This is a genomic window from Salinicola sp. RZ23 (genome assembly GCF_003206675.1).
GTDB lineage: Bacteria > Pseudomonadota > Gammaproteobacteria > Pseudomonadales > Halomonadaceae > Salinicola > Salinicola endophyticus.
In genome coordinates, this window is the sequence record NZ_PZJK01000005.1 from 70024 (window position 1) to 83895 (window position 13872).

The following is a 13872-nucleotide window of genomic DNA, read 5'->3' on the forward strand; positions in this document are numbered from 1 at the left end:
GTCGAAGTTTCCCCGCGACACTGGGTGCAGTTGGGCCTGCAGGGGGCCGGTGAGGGCGCGTATACTAGGGGCCGTCGGGAGGCCCCGCGCGCACCGCGTGGGGAATCTTTACAGGCCCTGGCCTGCTCTTTTATCAACGGATTGGATTCATGACTGTACGCACGCGTATCGCGCCTTCTCCGACCGGTGACCCGCATGTCGGGACGGCCTATATTGCGCTCTTCAATCTCTGCTTCGCGCGCCAGCATGGCGGGCAGTTCATTCTTCGAATCGAGGATACCGATCGCCAGCGCTCCACGCTGGAGTCGGAACAGATGATTCTCGACTCGCTGAGCTGGATGGGACTGAGCTGGGATGAGGGCCCGGACGTGGGTGGCCCGCATGGCCCCTATCGCCAGAGCGAGCGCGGCGAGATCTACGCCGAGCACGCCCAGCAACTGCTGGATGCCGGCCACGCCTTCAAGTGCTACCGCACCAGCGAGGAGCTGGACGCGTTGCGCGAAGCGCGGCGTGAGGCGGGGCAACATCTGGCGCTCAAGTCCGGCGATCTGGCCCTGGACGAGGACGAGCGTGCACGCCGTGAAGCGGAGGGCTATCCCTACGTGATTCGCATGCACGTGCCGGACAGCGGGACCTGCGAGGTCGACGACATGCTGCGGGGTCGGATCGAGGTCGACTGGGCCCAGGTCGACGCCCAGATTCTGCTCAAGTCCGACGGCATGCCCACCTACCATCTGGCCAACGTGGTCGATGACCATCTCATGGGGATCACCCATGTGTTGCGCGGAGAGGAGTGGATCAACTCAGCGCCCAAGCACCAGCTGCTCTACGCCTATTTCGGTTGGGAGATGCCGGTGCTGTGCCACATGCCGCTGCTGCGCAACCCCGACAAGTCCAAGCTGTCCAAGCGCAAGAATCCGACCTCGATCAATTACTACCGGCGCATGGGCTATCTGCCCCAGGCGTTGACCAACTATCTGGGCCGCATGGGCTGGTCGATGCCGGACGAGCGCGAGAAGTTCTCGCTCGACGAGATGATGGCCAGCTTCGATATCCAGCGCGTGTCGCTGGGAGGGCCAGTATTCGATCTCGACAAGCTGACCTGGCTCAACGGGGTCTATATCCGTGAGGACCTGGACGATGCCGGGCTGCTTGAGGCGCTGCGCAACTGGGCGTTCAACGAGGAGTACGTGGGCCAGATCCTGCCGCAGATCCGTCCGCGAATCTCGACCCTGTCCGACGCCATTCCGCTCGCCGGGCACTTTTTCTCGGGGCTGCCGTCGATCAGCGCCGAGAGTTTCGATGGCGTGGCCCTGGAGCGGGAGTCGCTGGTCGAGCTGCTGCAGTTTCTGACCTGGCGTCTCGAGGCGGTCGGCCGCTGGGAGAAGGCCGAGTTGCTCGAGGTGTGTCAGTCGCTCTCGGCTGCGCTGTCGCTGAAGATGAAGGCGTTCCTGGCCCCGGTGTTCATCGCCGTTACCGGCAGCGCCCACTCCACCTCGGTGCTCGATGCGATGGCGATCATCGGCTCCGACATGACGCGGGCACGTCTGCGTCACGCCATCGAGGTGCTCGGCGGCGTCTCCAAGAAGCAGGCCAAGCGGCTTGAGAAGCGTTACTGCGAGCTCTGAGGCGGGTCGGGGGCGGATCCGTCGACGCTTAAATAAAGTGTTGACGGATCAGTTAGATACCCGTATAGTTCGCCCCGTTCCTGAGACGGGGCCTTAGCTCAGCTGGGAGAGCGCGACACTGGCAGTGTCGAGGTCAGCGGTTCGATCCCGCTAGGCTCCACCAAGGAATTCGCGACCGACGTCGCACTTTTTGCGTCCCATTCGTCTAGTGGTCCAGGACACCGCCCTTTCACGGCGGTAACAGGGGTTCGAACCCCCTATGGGACGCCACTTCTGCTTTTCCCTCCTGTAATCCCTCTGCGGTCAACCTGCGTGGCTGGCTGTTGATAACTCCTCGTCGTTCGACCTGAAACGCTTGACAACAGCGCCGATTGTCCACTGCGTCCTGCTGCCTCGCTGGTACCTGCGGGCAAGCTGCTGAAATGCGTATATATCCTGCTTTTTTCTTTTAAATCAGTATCTTGCAATTGGTCAAAATTTGAACGATCTGTCTTCAGGGCGCCTGTCAGGGGGCCTGGGTGACATTATCTGTAGGTTTTGAACAGGGTTATCCACAGAATGTGTGGACATCTATCGCGGCCAAAAAAAACCGCCGATAAGATCGGCGGCGGTGGGGTAGGGCCGGCGGGCCCTGGCGCCCGGGGTCAGTGCGAGCTGGGGTAGTCGCGCTTGGTGTGGCCGGTGTAGAGCTGGCGCGGGCGACCGATGCGGTAGCCGTTGCTGATCATTTCGTTCCAGTGGGAGATCCAGCCGACGGTACGCGCCATCGCGAAGATCACGGTGAACATGTTGGTCGGGATGCCGATCGCCTTGAGGATGATGCCGGAGTAGAAATCGACGTTGGGGTAGAGCTTGCGCTCGATGAAGTACTCGTCTTCCAGAGCGATCTGTTCGAGGCGCTTGGCGATCTTGAGCTGCGGGTCGTCGGCGATGCCCAGTTCTCTGAGTACCTCGTCGCAGGTCTCCTTCATCACCTTGGCGCGCGGGTCGAAGTTGCGATAGACCCGGTGGCCGAAGCCCATCAGCTTGAACGGATCGTTCTTGTCCTTGGCCTTGTCGATGAAGCGCTGGATATTCTCTTCGGAGTCGTCGCCGATCTCGTCTAGCATCGCCAGTACCGCTTCGTTGGCGCCGCCGTGGGCCGGACCCCAGAGTGCGGCGATACCGGCGCTGATGCAGGCAAAGGGATTGGCGCCGGTGGAGCCGGTCAGGCGTACCGTCGAGGTCGAGGCGTTCTGCTCGTGGTCGGCGTGGAGCATGAAGATCCGGTCCATCGCCTTGGCCATGATCGGATTGACCTCGTAGCTCTCGCACGGGTTGCCGAACATCATGTGGAGGAAGTTTTCCGCGTAGCTGAGATCGTTGCGCGGATACATGAACGGCTGGCCGATATTGTACTTGTGGCACATGGCGGCCAGCGTCGGCATCTTGGCGATCAGACGGATGGCGCTGACATGGCGCTGCTCGGCGTCGGTGATGTCGAGGTTGTCGTGATAGAAGGCGGCCAGCCCGCCGACCACGCCACACAGGATCGCCATCGGATGGGCATCGCGACGGAAGCCCTTGTAGAAGTTGACGATCTGCTCGTGAACCATGGTGTGACGGCCGACCGTACCGGCGAAGTCGCGGTACTGCTCGGCGGTGGGAAGTTCGCCGAACATCAGCAGGTAGCTGAGCTCCACGTAATTGGAGTTGTCGGCCAGCTGTTCGATGGGGTAGCCACGGTGAAGCAGTACCCCGGCGGCGCCATCGATGTAGGTGATGCCCGACTCGCAGGCGGCGGTGGCGACGAAGCCCGGGTCGTAGGTGAACAGTCCTTCGCCGGTCAGGCTGCGCACATCGACGACGTCAGGTCCGAGGGTGCCGGAATAGACCGGGAATTCAATCGTCTTGTCGACACCATCGACGGAAAGTTTCGCTTTTCTGTCAGCCATGTAGGCCTCCCTATCGTGACATAACCCTTTGTCTTTCCTGCTATGCGGGCAAAAAGAGTCCGCCCACTATAGGTTTCCGCAAGGGTTTGTCAATTCGCCCCAGCGGGTTTGACAACGGCTTCTATAAGCGGGTTCACACATTGTCGACATTTTGATCGATCAATGTGTATTGTAACCTGTTGTTATCGGGCGTGCCGCCCCTCGAGGTAGGGCATGCGTGGCGTGTCCCGCAGCGAAATGCCGAGCCCTGCCAGGGTTGCCGCTATACTGATCCAGGCAGCGTCGCAGACTGACACCGAGACTGAAACAGGAAACAGATAGTGCCGCCTCGATCGAGGTGGCGTTGGCGGCGCGGCAGGCGAAGCGCCTGCGTTGCGTCTCTGCGGCCGGGATCTGGAGTGTAGTCGCTGACGCCTCGGGTGTCGTCGTGGCGCCCGGGTGTCACCCTGGGAAGCGTTGGATCATGGTGCCAACGCCGGCGTGTCTGGTGGCTGTCGCGGGTGGTTGGATAGGGGGCGTTTTGGGTATGACCAAAGTTGTAGCGGTTTGTCATGCCGGCCCTCAAACCCTATAATCATCTCCCGCGCGATATGGCATCGTCAGCTCGGCCTGGGCCGCAGGGAAACCAGTTCCGCGACCGAGATCCTGCTTCTAAAAACCACAGCCCAAACGGGCCAGACCCGTCTGGGTCAAGAGAGTGTTGAACAGCCGTGAATAGCAAACGTCCAGTAAACCTCGACCTGTCTACCATCCACTTTCCACTCCCCGCACTGACTTCCATCACTCACCGCGTCACCGGCGTCATTCTGTTCGTCGGTCTGATCTTCGGCTTCTGGGCCCTGGATAAGTCGCTCTCCTCGCCGCAGGGGTTCGAGACAGTGAGCGATGTGCTGGCGCACAACGTACTGGCCAAGCTGGTCGCCTGGGGTCTGCTCTCGGCGCTCGGATTCCACTTCGTGGCCGGTATCAAGCACCTGCTGATGGACGCTGGCTACGGCGTCGATCTCGAAGGCGGTACGCGTAAGGCGCAGATCACGGTCGTGATCAGTGCCGTTCTGGTGGTTCTGGCAGGAGTCTGGGTATGGTAACCAACATCACGAATCTCGGTCGCAGCGGCCTCTCCGACTGGCTGATCCAGCGCGTCTCGGCACTCGTCCTGGCGGTCTACGCGCTGTTTCTCGTCGCCTATCTGCTGTTCCACCCCCATCTCGACTACGTCACCTGGAGCGGGCTGTTCGCGCAGACCTGGATGCGTATCTTCTCGCTGCTGGCCTTCATCTCGATGGCCGCACACGCCTGGGTCGGTCTGTGGACCATCTCCACCGACTACCTCAAGCACACCGGCGCACGTTTCGGTTTCCAGGCCGTCGTGATTCTCGCCATCTTCGTTTTTCTGGTGTGGGGCGTACAAGTCCTCTGGGGAGCCTGATCCATGTCTACCATGCGAAACCTGACATTCGACGCCATCATCATCGGTGGTGGCGGTTCCGGCCTGCGAGCGGCGCTCGAACTGGCCAAGTCCGGCAAGAAGACGGCGGTGCTGTCGAAGGTCTTCCCGACCCGCTCGCACACGGTGTCCGCCCAGGGTGGCATCACCTGTGCCATTGCCTCCGCCGATCCCAACGATGACTGGCGCTGGCACATGTACGACACCGTCAAGGGCGGTGACTACATCACCGACCAGGACGCCGCTGAATACATGTGCACCGAAGGCCCCAAGGCGGTCTTCGAACTCGAGCACATGGGGCTGCCGTTCTCGCGCTTCGACAACGGTCGCATCTACCAGCGCCCGTTCGGCGGTCAGTCCAAGGACTTCGGCAAGGGCGGCCAGGCGGCACGTACCTGTGCCGCGGCCGACCGTACCGGCCACGCGCTGCTGCATACGCTGTATCAGAACAACCTGAAGAACAACACGGTGTTCCTCGATGAGTGGTACGCCGTCGATCTGGTCAAGAACGCCAACGGCGATGTGGTCGGCTGCATCGCGCTGTGCATCGAGACCGGCGAAGTGGTGCACGTCAAGTCCAAGGCCACCGTGCTCGCCACCGGTGGTGCGGGCCGTATCTACGCCTCCACCACCAACGCCCTGATCAACACCGGTGACGGTATCGGCATGGCGCTGCGCGCCGGCTTCCCGGTGCAGGACATCGAGATGTGGCAGTTCCATCCGACCGGCATCCATGGCGCCGGCTGTCTGGTGACCGAGGGCTGTCGCGGCGAAGGCGGCTATCTGATCAACAAGGATGGCGAGCGTTTCATGGAGCGCTACGCGCCCAACGCCAAGGATCTGGCCGGCCGCGACGTGGTCGCCCGTGCCATGGTCATGGAAGTGCTGGAAGGGCGCGGCTGCGGCGAGAACGCCGACCACGTCATGCTCAAGCTCGATCACCTGGGTGAAGAGGTGCTGATGAAGCGCCTGCCGGGTATCGTCGAACTCTCCAAGACCTTTGCCCACGTCGATCCGGTCAAGGAGCCGATCCCGGTCACCCCGACCTGTCACTACATGATGGGCGGTATCCCGACCAACGTTCACGGCCAGGCGCTGACCCAGGACAAGGACGGCAACGACGCCATCATCAACGGTCTGTTCGCGTGTGGCGAGGCGGCCTGCGTCTCGGTTCACGGCGCCAACCGTCTGGGCGGCAACTCGCTGCTCGACCTGGTGGTCTTCGGTCGCGCTGCGGGCATCTACATCGAGAAGGCGCTCAACGAGGGCATCGACTATCTCGACGCCGCTCAGTCGGATGTCGACAGCGCCATGGCGCGCATGTCGCGCTGGAACGAGTCCAGTGGCGGCGAGTCGGTCTCCGATCTCAAGGCCGAGCTGCAGAGCACCATGCAGAACGCCTTCGGCGTCTTCCGTCAGGAAGACAACATGCAGGAGGGCGTGACCAAGCTGGCCGAACTGCGCGGGCGTATCGCCGAAGCGCACCTGAGTGACAAGTCCAACGCCTTCAATACCGCGCGGGTCGAAGCGCTGGAGCTCGACAACCTGCTCGAGGTGGCCGAAGCGACTGCCATCGCAGCGCTGGAGCGCAAGGAGAGCCGTGGTGCGCACTCGCGCTACGACTATCCGGACCGTGACGACGTCAACTGGCTCAAGCACTCGCTGTTCCACCCGGGTGACAAGCGCGTGACCAAGCGTGAGGTCAACTTCACGCCGAAGACGGTCGATACCTTCGAGCCGAAAATCCGTACCTACTGAGGGGGTTGTCACTCATGTCCAGTCTTCAGGTTTCCGTTTACCGCTACAACCCCGAGACCGACTCCGCGCCCTATATGCAGGAGTTCCAGATCGACACCCAAGGGCGCGATCTGATGGTCCTCAACGTGCTGACCATGATCAAGGATCAGGACAGCTCGCTGGCCTTTCGTCGCAGCTGCCGTGAAGGGGTCTGCGGCTCCGACGGCATGAACATGAACGGCAAGAATGGTCTGGCCTGTATCACCGCGCTGTCCGAGGTGGTCAAGGACAACAAGCTGGTGCTGCGCCCGCTGCCCGGGCTGCCGGTCATGCGTGATCTGGTGGTCGACATGGGGCTGTTCTACAAGCAGTACGAGCGTATGCAGCCGTATCTGCAGAACGATACCGCGGCGCCGGCGATCGAGCGTCTGCAGTCGCCGGAGGAGCGCGACAAGCTCGACGGCCTCTACGAGTGCATTCTGTGCGCCTGCTGCTCGACCTCGTGCCCGTCGTTCTGGTGGAACCCGGACAAGTTCGTCGGTCCGGCCGGCCTGCTGCAGGCCTACCGCTTCCTCGCCGATTCGCGCGACAACGCCACCCAGGCGCGTCTGGCCGAGCTCGAGGACCCGTTCAGCCTGTTCCGCTGCCGCGGCATCATGAACTGCGTCTCGGTGTGCCCCAAGGGCCTCAACCCGACCCGGGCCATCGGCAAGATTCGTGAAATGCTGCTGTCCAACGCCACCTGAACGCGGTCGCGGGCATCTACGACTTAAATCGTAGCGCGCGGCTTGTTATCATGTGCCGCGCTTGCCGACTGCGACACCGTGTCGCAGTCGAGCCGACTATCAGAATGCTGGCCGGTGCCTCGTGCACCGGCTTTTAACGATCATGACGCCGCTTCGCCTACATGGTCGTAACGCCGTCTCGCGACGGTGACGGAGTGACGCCGTGACGCAGATCGCGACCGGCGCCGACAACACCCCATCAGTGCAGGGTGAACGAGATATGCAAGAAGGCATAATGGAGTTGATGTGGCGCACTTCCCACATGAGCGGCGGTAACGCTCACTACGTGGAAGCGCTCTACGAGCAGTATCTGAACGATCCCTCGACTGTACCCGACGAGTGGCGCCAGGCCTTCGATCAGCTGCCCCGCTTGGAAGGCACCCCCGCTCACGATGTCCCCTTGAGCCCCATTCGGGAGCAGTTCTACCAGCTGGCGCGCGAGCGTCGTCCGGGGCAGGCCGCCCCCAGCAGCGCCGGCAGCAGCGAGAATCGCAAGCAGGTCAAGGTACTGCAGCTGATCAACGCCTACCGCTTCCGTGGCCATCAGCGCGCCGACATCGATCCTCTCGGGCTGCGTCAGGCCGAGACCGTGCCCGACCTCGATCTGTCCTTCCACGACCTCACCCAGGCCGACATGAGCACCGTGTTCCAGACCGGTTCGTTCTTCCTGGGCAAGGACGAGGCGCCGCTCAAGGAGATCGTCGAGGCGCTGGATCAGACCTACTGCCGGTCGATCGGCTGTGAGTTCATGCACATCGTCAACACCGAGGAGAAGCGCTGGCTGCAGCAGCGTTTCGAGTCGGTGCGCTCCAAGCCCAAGTACAGCCAGAGCGATCGCGAGCATCTGCTCGAGCGCCTCACTGCCGCCGAGGGGCTGGAGAGCTACCTCGCCTCCAAGTATCCGGGCACCAAGCGCTTTGGCCTGGAGGGCGGCGAATCCTTCATTCCGATGATGGACGAGGTGATCCAGCGCAGCGGTAGCTACGGCGTCAAGGAAGTGGTCATCGGCATGGCCCACCGTGGCCGTCTCAATCTGCTGGTCAACATCCTCGGCAAGAGTCCGTCTGAGCTGATCGACGAGTTCGACGGCAAGAAGCGACTCGAGCGCGGCTCTGGTGACGTCAAGTATCACCAGGGTTTCAGCTCCAATGTCATGACCCCGGGTGGCGAAGTGCACCTGGCGCTGGCGTTCAACCCTTCCCACCTGGAGATCGTCTCCCCGGTGGTCGAGGGGTCGGTGCGCGCGCGCCAGGATCGTCGCGACGACGTCGACGGCGAGCAGGTGCTGCCGGTGGTGATCCACGGCGACGCCGCCTTCGCGGGCCAGGGCGTGGTCATGGAGACCTTCCAGATGTCGCAGACCCGCGGTTACAAGACCGGCGGCACGCTGCACATCGTGATCAACAACCAGGTCGGTTTCACCACCTCGCGGCCCGATGACGCCCGCTCCACCGAGTACTGCACCGATATCGCCAAGATGGTTCAGGCGCCGATCTTCCACGTCAACGGTGACGATCCGGAAGCGGTGCTGCATGCGACCCAGGTGGCGGTGGATTACCGCAAGGCGTTCAAGCGCGACGTGGTCATCGACCTGGTCTGCTATCGCCGGCGCGGCCATAACGAGGCCGACGAGCCCTCCGGCACCCAGCCGCTGATGTACGCCAAGATCAAGTCGCACAAGTCGACGCGCACGCTCTACGTCGAGCAGCTGATCGAGGAGGGTGTGCTCACCGAGGAGCAGGCCAAGCAGATGGGCGAGCAGTATCGCGACGATCTGCTGGCCGGCAACCATGTGGCCAATGCGCTGGTGAAGCAGCCCAATACCGGTCTGTTCGTGGACTGGACCCCCTATCTGGATCACGAGTGGAGCGGTGACACCGACACCAGCTGCGACCTCGAACATCTTCGCCAGCTGGCGCAGAAGATGAGCGAGATTCCCAACGGGGTCGAGGTCCAGCGTCAGGTATCGCGGGTCTACGAAGAGCGGCGCAAGATGCTCGCCGGCAACCAGCCGCTCAACTGGGGCTTTGCTGAAACGCTGGCCTACGCCACCCTGGTCGACGTCGATCATCCGGTGCGTCTGACCGGCCAGGATGCCGGCCGCGGGACCTTCTCCCACCGTCACGCCGTGGTCCACAACCAGGAAGACGGTTCGACCTACATTCCGCTGCAGCACATCAAGGAAGGGCAGCCGAGCTTCACCATCCACGACTCCTTCCTGTCGGAGGAGGCGGTGCTGGCGTTCGAGTACGGCTACGCCACCACCATGCCCAACGCGCTGATCATCTGGGAGGCCCAGTTCGGGGACTTCTTCAACGGCGCCCAGGTCGTGGTCGACCAGTTCATCTCCTCGGGCGAGTCGAAGTGGGCGCGCCTGTGCGGCCTGACCCTGCTGCTGCCGCACGGCTATGAGGGGCAGGGGCCGGAGCACTCTTCCGCACGCCTCGAACGCTTCCTGCAGCTGTGCGCCGAGCACAACATGCAGGTGTGCGTACCGACCACCCCGGCGCAGATCTTCCATCTGCTGCGGCGCCAGGTGATCCGTCCGCTGCGCAAGCCGCTGATCGTGATGTCGCCCAAGAGCCTGCTGCGTCACAAGGATGCCACCTCGACCATGGAAGAGCTGGCCGATGGCCGCTTCCAGATGGTCATCCCCGATGTCGGCGAGCGCGATCCGAAGGCGGTCAAGCGGGCGGTCATCTGCTCGGGCAAGGTCTACTACGACCTCGCCAGCTACCGCGCCGAGAACCAGCGCGACGACACCGCGATCATTCGTGTCGAGCAGCTCTATCCCTTCCCCAAGGAAGAGCTCTTCGATGCGCTCAAGGCCTTTCCGAACCTGGAACAGGTCGTCTGGTGTCAGGAAGAGCCGCTCAATCAGGGCGCCTGGTATCAGAGCCAGCATCATCTTCGCCTGGTGGCGAGCATGGTGCGCGAAGGGTTGGACCACAGCCTCAAGTTTGCGGGTCGTCCGGCATCCGCCGCGCCCGCCGCGGGCTACATGTCGGTCCACGTGGCACAACAGAGCCAGCTGGTCGACGACGCCTTCAACGCCTGAGGCGCCATGCTGCCGGAACAGACGCGACAGAGAAGAGATTAAGGATACGACATGGCTACTGATATCAAAGCGCCGACTTTCCCCGAATCCGTTGCCGAGGGAACCGTTGCCACCTGGCACAAGAAGGTGGGCGACAGCGTCGAGCGCGATGAACTGATCGTCGAGATCGAAACCGACAAGGTGGTCCTCGAGGTGGTGGCGCCGGAAGCCGGCACCCTCTCCAAGATCAATGTCGAAGAGGGTGACGTCTGCCAGTCCGAGCAAGTGCTGGGCGAGCTCGGCGCGGCCGGCGAAGGCGACAAGGGCGGTGATGCCAAGGCCGATGACGCCAAGCGCAGAGACGCCAAGTCCGATGATGCCAAGTCCGGTGACGCCAAGGCGGACAAGAAACCGGCCGACAAGAAGTCTGCCGGTGCGGGCAAGCAGCACGAGGTCAAGGCGCCGAGCTTCCCGGAGTCGGTGCAGGAAGGCACCGTCGCCAGCTGGACCAAGAAGGTCGGCGAAGCGGTCAAGCGCGACGAGGTGCTGGCCGAGATCGAGACCGACAAGGTCGTGCTGGAAGTGGTCGCGCCGGCCGATGGTGCCCTGGCCGAGATCAAGGTCCAGGAGGGCGAGCAGGTCGAATCCGAAGCGCTGCTGGCAGTGTTCAGCGAAGGCGCCGAGGGTGACGCGGGCGCTGACGCACCTGCTGAAGCGTCTTCCAGTGACGACGACGGCGAGGCGGATGCCAAGGTCGACGGCAAGATCCTGGCGCCGGCAGCACGCAAGCTGGCCGCCGAGAACGATCTCGACGTGTCCAAGCTCGAGGGCACCGGCAAGGGTGGTCGCGTGCTGAAAGAGGACGTGCAGAAGGCCATCGACAACGGCTCGGCCAAGAAGTCCGCCGCGCCCAAGGCCGACAAGTCGGCTGCCGCACCCAAGGCCGCTTCCGCGGTCGAGGGGGAGCGTCCCGAGCAGCGCGTGCCGATGAGCCGCCTGCGTCAGACCATCGCCAAGCGTCTGGTCCAGGCCCAGCAGACCGCGGCCATGCTCACCACCTACAACGAGGTGGACATGAGCGCGGTGATGGCGCTGCGCAGCCAGTACAAGGACACCTTCCAGAAGGCCCACGACGTCAAGCTCGGTTTCATGGGCTTCTTCGTCAAGGCGGCGACCGAAGCACTCAAGCGCTTCCCCGACGTCAACGCCTCGATCGACGGCACCGACATCGTCTATCACGGCTACCAGGACATCGGCGTCGCCGTCTCCACCCCGCGTGGACTGGTGGTGCCGGTCCTGCGTGACACCGACAGCATGAAGCTGGCCGACGTAGAGAAGGCAATCGGTGACTTCGGCAGCCGCGGTCGCGATGGCAAGCTCGGCATCGAGGACATGCAGGGCGGCACCTTCACCATCACCAACGGCGGTATCTTCGGCTCGCTGATGTCGACGCCGATCCTCAACCCGCCGCAGACCGCGATCCTGGGCATGCACAAGATCCAGGAGCGCCCGATGGCGGTGAACGGCAAGGTCGAGATTCGCCCGATGATGTATCTGGCGGTCTCCTACGACCACCGCATGATCGACGGCAAGGACGCGGTCCAGTTCCTGGTGGCGATCAAGTCGCTGCTCGAGGACCCGGCGCGTCTGCTGCTGGACATCTGACCGCCCGACATTCGGATCCGCCGGGGCGCGCCTCGGCGGATGGCACACGAGACGAACAGGAAATCTTTCATGGCCGATAAATTCGATGTGATCGTCATTGGCGCCGGCCCTGGTGGCTACGTGGCCGCGATCCGCGCCGCGCAACTGGGCCTCAAGACGGCCTGTGTCGAGAAGTGGGTGAACAAGGAAGGCAAGACCGTCCACGGCGGCACCTGCCTCAACGTGGGCTGCATTCCCTCCAAGGCGCTGCTCGAGACCTCGCACAAGTTCGTCGAGACGCGTGACCACTATGCCGAGATCGGCATCAACGTCGGCGACGTCGCCACCGACGTCAAGAAGATGATGGAGTTCAAGAACAGCGTCATCGCCAAGAACACCGGCGGTATCAGCATGCTGTTCAAGTCCAACGGCGTCACCGCGCTGGAAGGTACCGGCAAGCTGCTCGACGGCAAGCAGGTCGAAGTGACCGGTCACGATGGCAAGAGCCAGACCTACACCGCCGACAACGTCGTCATCGCTTCCGGCTCGGTGCCGGTGAATATCCCGCCGGCGCCGATGACCGACGATATCATCGTCGACTCCGCCGGTGCGCTCGAGTTCGATGAAGCGCCCAAGCGTCTGGGCGTGATCGGTGCCGGTGTCATCGGTCTCGAGCTGGGCAGCGTGTGGAGCCGTCTGGGTAGCGAAGTGACCGTGCTCGAAGCGCTCGACAGCTTCCTGCCGATGGTCGATCAGGCGATCTCCAAGGAGACCCTGAAGCTGCTCAAGAAGCAGGGTCTGGACATCAAGCTGGGCGCGCGGGTCACCGGCTCCGAGGTCAAGGGCAAGGGCGACAGCCGTGAAGTCGTGGTCCAGTACACCGACAGCGACGGTGAGCAGGAGCAGACCTTCGACAAGCTGATCGTCTGTGTCGGTCGCAAGCCCTACACCGACAAGCTGCTCGACGATGGCGCCGGCGTGAAGCTCGACGAGCGCGGTTTCATCTTCGTCGACGACCAGTGCCGTACCAGCGTCTCCGGCGTCTATGCCATCGGTGACGTGGTGCGCGGGCCGATGCTGGCGCACAAGGCCTCGGAAGAGGGCGTGATGGTCGCCGACATCATCGCCGGGCAGAAGCCGGAGATGAACTACGACACCATCCCCAGCGTCATCTACACGGCGCCGGAAGTGGCCTGGGTCGGCATGAACGAGCAGCAGGCCAAGGAGGAGGGAATCGAAGTCAGCACCGGTACCTTCCCGTTCTCCGCCAGCGGTCGTGCGCTCGCCAACAACGCCCCGGAAGGGATGGTCAAGGTCGTCGCCGACGCCAAGACCGATCGCATTCTCGGCGTGCACATCCTCGGTCAGCACGCCGGCGAGCTGATCGCCCAGGGCGTCATCGCCATGGAGTTCGGCTCCAGCGCCGAGGATCTGGCCCTGACCTGCTTCGCTCATCCGACACTTTCCGAAGCGGTCCACGAAGCGGCGCTGGCCGTCGACGGTCACGCCATTCACATGGCCAACCGCAAGAAACGCAAGTAAGTCACACGCTTCGCGCATCTTGCTAGAGGTGCCGTTCTGGTTTCGGAGCGGCACGGGGGCGGAGGCCCTTGAGCGGCCTCTGCCATTCGAGTCACATGCAACCTAATGGCATGAATCG

The 13872-nt window shown here is 63.0% G+C and carries 9 protein-coding genes and 2 tRNA genes; 10 read left to right on the forward strand and 1 reads right to left on the reverse strand.

Annotation, left to right across the window (positions count from 1 at the left end):
- The first annotated feature begins 149 nt into the window (after nucleotides 1-149).
- The 3 genes from gltX to DOM67_RS04160 all read left to right on the forward strand — a co-directional run bounded on the left by gltX (nucleotide 150) and on the right by DOM67_RS04160 (nucleotide 1898).
- Nucleotides 150-1628: a glutamate--tRNA ligase gene (gene gltX / locus DOM67_RS04150; protein ID WP_110674415.1), complete on the forward strand. Its 1479-nt coding sequence runs from the start codon at nucleotides 150-152 to the stop codon at nucleotides 1626-1628.
- Between the two features lie 87 nt (nucleotides 1629-1715).
- Nucleotides 1716-1791: transfer RNA gene (locus tag DOM67_RS04155), tRNA-Ala, on the forward strand.
- Between the two features lie 31 nt (nucleotides 1792-1822).
- Nucleotides 1823-1898 (forward strand) — tRNA-Glu (locus DOM67_RS04160).
- 374 nt (nucleotides 1899-2272) lie between these two features.
- Here the strand turns inward: DOM67_RS04160 and gltA are convergent.
- Nucleotides 2273-3562 (reverse strand): citrate synthase, encoded by a 1290-nt coding sequence (gltA, locus tag DOM67_RS04165; RefSeq protein WP_110674416.1) that lies wholly within the window; start codon nucleotides 3560-3562, stop codon nucleotides 2273-2275.
- 710 nt (nucleotides 3563-4272) lie between these two features.
- On the opposite strand from gltA, the gene sdhC reads away from it, so the two are divergent.
- The 7 genes from sdhC (at nucleotide 4273) to lpdA (ending at nucleotide 13754) form a co-directional block, all read left to right on the forward strand.
- On the forward strand, nucleotides 4273-4650 hold the full coding sequence (gene sdhC, locus DOM67_RS04170; protein ID WP_035470652.1) for a succinate dehydrogenase, cytochrome b556 subunit: 378 nt from the start codon (nucleotides 4273-4275) through the stop codon (nucleotides 4648-4650).
- On the forward strand, nucleotides 4644-4991 hold the full coding sequence (sdhD, locus tag DOM67_RS04175) for a succinate dehydrogenase, hydrophobic membrane anchor protein (protein WP_110674417.1): 348 nt from the start codon (nucleotides 4644-4646) through the stop codon (nucleotides 4989-4991). Before sdhC ends, sdhD begins: the two co-directional genes overlap by 7 nt.
- A gap of 3 nt (nucleotides 4992-4994) precedes the next feature.
- Nucleotides 4995-6767 carry a succinate dehydrogenase flavoprotein subunit gene (gene sdhA / locus DOM67_RS04180; protein WP_110674418.1) on the forward strand — a complete coding sequence of 591 codons (1773 nt, stop codon included), beginning with the start codon at nucleotides 4995-4997 and terminating at the stop codon, nucleotides 6765-6767.
- A 14-nt stretch (nucleotides 6768-6781) separates the two neighbouring features.
- Entirely contained in the window at nucleotides 6782-7492 is a 711-nt protein-coding gene (locus DOM67_RS04185; protein ID WP_035470655.1) for a succinate dehydrogenase iron-sulfur subunit, read from the forward strand.
- Between the two features lie 259 nt (nucleotides 7493-7751).
- Complete coding sequence (locus DOM67_RS04190) at nucleotides 7752-10589, forward strand: 2-oxoglutarate dehydrogenase E1 component (RefSeq protein ID WP_110674530.1); 2838 nt, start codon at nucleotides 7752-7754, stop codon at nucleotides 10587-10589.
- 51 nt (nucleotides 10590-10640) lie between these two features.
- Nucleotides 10641-12233, forward strand: a complete 1593-nt coding sequence (odhB, locus tag DOM67_RS04195) for a 2-oxoglutarate dehydrogenase complex dihydrolipoyllysine-residue succinyltransferase (RefSeq protein ID WP_110674419.1) — start codon at nucleotides 10641-10643, stop codon at nucleotides 12231-12233.
- Nucleotides 12234-12302: 69 nt separating this feature from the next.
- Nucleotides 12303-13754, forward strand: coding sequence for a dihydrolipoyl dehydrogenase (gene lpdA / locus DOM67_RS04200; protein WP_110674420.1), 1452 nt, complete (start codon nucleotides 12303-12305; stop codon nucleotides 13752-13754).
- Nucleotides 13755-13872 lie beyond the last annotated feature (118 nt).

Excerpts from the sequence above, each read along its gene's own strand:
- gltX (WP_110674415.1), top strand. The coding sequence starts at position 150 with ATGACTGTACGCACGCGTATCGCGCCTTCTCCGACCGGTGACCCGCAT.
- gltA (WP_110674416.1), bottom strand. The coding sequence starts at position 3,562 with ATGGCTGACAGAAAAGCGAAACTTTCCGTCGATGGTGTCGACAAGACG.
- sdhD (WP_110674417.1), top strand. The coding sequence starts at position 4,644 with ATGGTAACCAACATCACGAATCTCGGTCGCAGCGGCCTCTCCGACTGG.
- sdhA (WP_110674418.1), top strand. The coding sequence starts at position 4,995 with ATGTCTACCATGCGAAACCTGACATTCGACGCCATCATCATCGGTGGT.
- DOM67_RS04185 (WP_035470655.1), top strand. The coding sequence starts at position 6,782 with ATGTCCAGTCTTCAGGTTTCCGTTTACCGCTACAACCCCGAGACCGAC.
- DOM67_RS04190 (WP_110674530.1), top strand. The coding sequence starts at position 7,752 with ATGCAAGAAGGCATAATGGAGTTGATGTGGCGCACTTCCCACATGAGC.
- odhB (WP_110674419.1), top strand. The coding sequence starts at position 10,641 with ATGGCTACTGATATCAAAGCGCCGACTTTCCCCGAATCCGTTGCCGAG.
- lpdA (WP_110674420.1), top strand. The coding sequence starts at position 12,303 with ATGGCCGATAAATTCGATGTGATCGTCATTGGCGCCGGCCCTGGTGGC.